We start from the raw sequence: 2655 nt of genomic DNA, 5'->3' as shown, positions 1-2655 counted from the left end.
GTAGGCAGCTTCTGTTTGAACATCGCCCAGCTGCCGGGATTGAATTTCTCCCAAAACTCACGCGAAATGCCGATGACGTTTTTAAATTTGTCCGCACCCGTTACCGCGATATAGTCGGGATAGTAAAACGCCAAAACCGCGCGTTTGACAGGGACATCGACTTTGACTTCGCGTCCCAATACGTCTTTGATAGTTTTGATTTCGGCTTGGGCAAAAAGGGGCAGGAGGGCGAGGGCGGCAAATAAAGCGCGTTTGTTCATGAGTGGATCCTTTAAAAGAAATAATTATCATTATATTTGATTTGTTTTCAGGAGAAAAGTTCCCAGGCGGTCCTTCTGCGCCGACATTATTTTCAGACGGCCTTACATTGTTTAAACCTCGCCGAAAAAGTAAAATAACTGTTTTAAAAGATTTTGGAGCCATCATGACCGTCAAAACCCGTTTCGCCCCCAGCCCCACCGGCTACCTGCACATCGGCGGCGTACGCACCGCCCTGTTCTCATGGGCGTTTGCCCGCCATCATAAAGGCGAATTCTTATTGCGTATCGAAGACACCGACTTGGCGCGCTCTACTGCCGAATCCGTCAACATCATCCTCGACGGCATGAAATGGGTCGGCCTGAACTACGACAACGCAGACAACGTCGTTTACCAAACCCGCCGCTTCGACCGCTATAAAGAAGTCATTGCCGAACTTTTAGAAAAAGGCCATGCCTACTACTGCTATTGCAGCAAAGAAGAGCTGGAAGCCATGCGCGAGAAAGCCGAAAAAGAAGGCACGGCGACTTACGACCGCCGCTGGCGTCCAGAAGAAGGCAAAACTCTGCCCGAAATCCCTGCCGACGTGCAACCCGTTGTCCGCTTCAAAACGCCTTTGGACGGTGTGACCAAATGGATGGACTTGGTCAAAGGCGAAATCTCTATCCCCAACGAAGCGCTTGACGACCTGATTATTGCCCGCGCCGACGGCACGCCGACCTACAACTTCTGCGTCGTGGTGGACGACTACGACATGGGCGTTACCCACGTTATCCGCGGCGACGACCATGTGAACAACACGCCGAAACAAATCAACATCTTAAAAGCCATCGGCGCAAACCTGCCCGAATACGGCCATCTGCCGATGATTCTTAACGAACAAGGCAAAAAAATCTCCAAACGCAGCGGTGATACCGTTGCTATTACCGATTTCGGCGCAATGGGCATCCTGCCCGAAGCCATGCTCAACTATCTGGCACGCTTGGGTTGGGCGCACGGCGACGACGAATTCTTCACAATGGAACAATTCATCGAATGGTTTGATTTGAAAGACGTCTCCCCATCTCCAAGCCGCATGGACTTGAAGAAACTCTACTGGATCAACGGCGAACACATCAAAATCACGTCCAACGAAAAACTCGCCGAACTCATCAAACCCCGCCTTGCCCTGCGCGATATTTACGACACGGCAAAACCTGCTTTGGAAGACGTGTTGGCACTGGTCAAAGACCGCGCCCAAGACCTGAACACCCTCGCCGACGAGTGCCTCTACTTCTACGTCAAACAAACGCCTGCCGAAGCGGACATGCAGAAACACTGGGACGACGAAGCCGCCACCCGTATGCTGCGCTTTGCCGAACGCCTCGAAGGTTTGGAAGACTGGAACGCCGAAGCCATCCACGACCTCTTCAAACCTTTCTGCGACGAAGAAGGCGTTAAAATGGGCAAACTCGGCATGCCTTTGCGCCTCGCTGTCTGCGGTACAGCAAAAACCCCAAGCGTCGATGCAGTATTGGCTTTAATCGGCAAAGAAGAAGTGTTGAAACGGATTCGTTCGTAAGGCATGAATGATAAAAGGCCGTCTGAAAACTAGGGATACCAAGTTTTCAGACGGCCTTTTTTATTTTGAACAGGATTTATTTATTCTTCTTCGTTCGGTTTGTTTTTATCTTTTTTGCGCCATAGGCCTTTAAACAATGCGCCTACTGCAAGAGCACCAAAAATAATCAGTTTGCCGAATTTAGCCAGTAATGCGCCGGCTAAGGCCAATAATCCCAGTTTTTTTGCAGCGATACCGCCAACCAAGGCAGCCAGTCCGTATTCGGCCACTTTGTCGGTTGCCGCATTGAAATCGCTATAACGCTTGCCCTCGTTGAATTCGATATTGCCCAACAATTCTTGCACAATAGGTTTGTATTGATCTATGCTTTTCAAGTCGGTGAACATAGTTAATTCAATATAGCCTTCGCGTCCAAGCTGGAAAGTATTGTAGTTGATGGCAGGATTGGGGTCGGGTTCGTTTTTATTCAAAACGTCAATCGACCAAATCAGACGATGGGTCTTTGCATCATATTGCGGTTTTTCCACCCAGCCGCGAGTTTCTATTTCCGGTAGGTTGCGGGAGGCTCGCTCTTTGTTTTGTTCCTCGGTGCCTTCTTTCAGCTGCTCGAGCATGGCTTCAACATCCCATTCTTTGGCATCATCGTCTTTGATGTAGCCAGAATCGGTAAAGGTCAGGTCTACTATCCAATTGGTGTCACTGTCCTCGTTTTCCGACTCGGGGAGAATCAGGCCGTAGCGGTTGGGATCTGTGGCGTTGCCTGCTTCCCTCATCATGGCGTTGGCGCGATTTTTTTTCACAAAGACCATTTTTGCAGGCAGTTTCAGTTTGGCCTG

At 49.9% G+C, this 2655-nt stretch carries 2 protein-coding genes and 1 pseudogene; 1 reads left to right on the top strand and 2 read right to left on the bottom strand.

Annotation, left to right across the window (positions count from 1 at the left end):
• A pseudogene (locus tag ACTHSP_RS19400) lies at positions 1 to 260 on the bottom strand (ABC transporter substrate-binding protein); the annotation flags it as partial.
• Positions 261 to 424: 164 nt separating this feature from the next.
• On the opposite strand from ACTHSP_RS19400, the gene gltX reads away from it, so the two are divergent.
• Positions 425 to 1819, top strand: a complete 1395-nt coding sequence (gene gltX, locus ACTHSP_RS19395; protein WP_440346717.1) for a glutamate--tRNA ligase — start codon at positions 425 to 427, stop codon at positions 1817 to 1819.
• A gap of 80 nt (positions 1820 to 1899) precedes the next feature.
• Here the strand turns inward: gltX and ACTHSP_RS19390 are convergent.
• A partial coding sequence (locus tag ACTHSP_RS19390) for a DUF2167 domain-containing protein (protein WP_440346716.1) occupies positions 1900 to 2655 on the bottom strand: 756 nt, incomplete at its 5' end.

The organism is Neisseria sp. P0001.S005 (assembly GCF_051963715.1).
Note: the sequence above shows the minus strand (reverse complement) of the source record. Positions and strands in the feature narration are given on the sequence as shown.

What these genes read in the sequence shown, in the direction of transcription:
- gltX (WP_440346717.1), top strand. Translation starts at nt 425, where the DNA reads ATGACCGTCAAAACCCGTTTCGCCCCCAGCCCCACCGGCTACCTGCAC.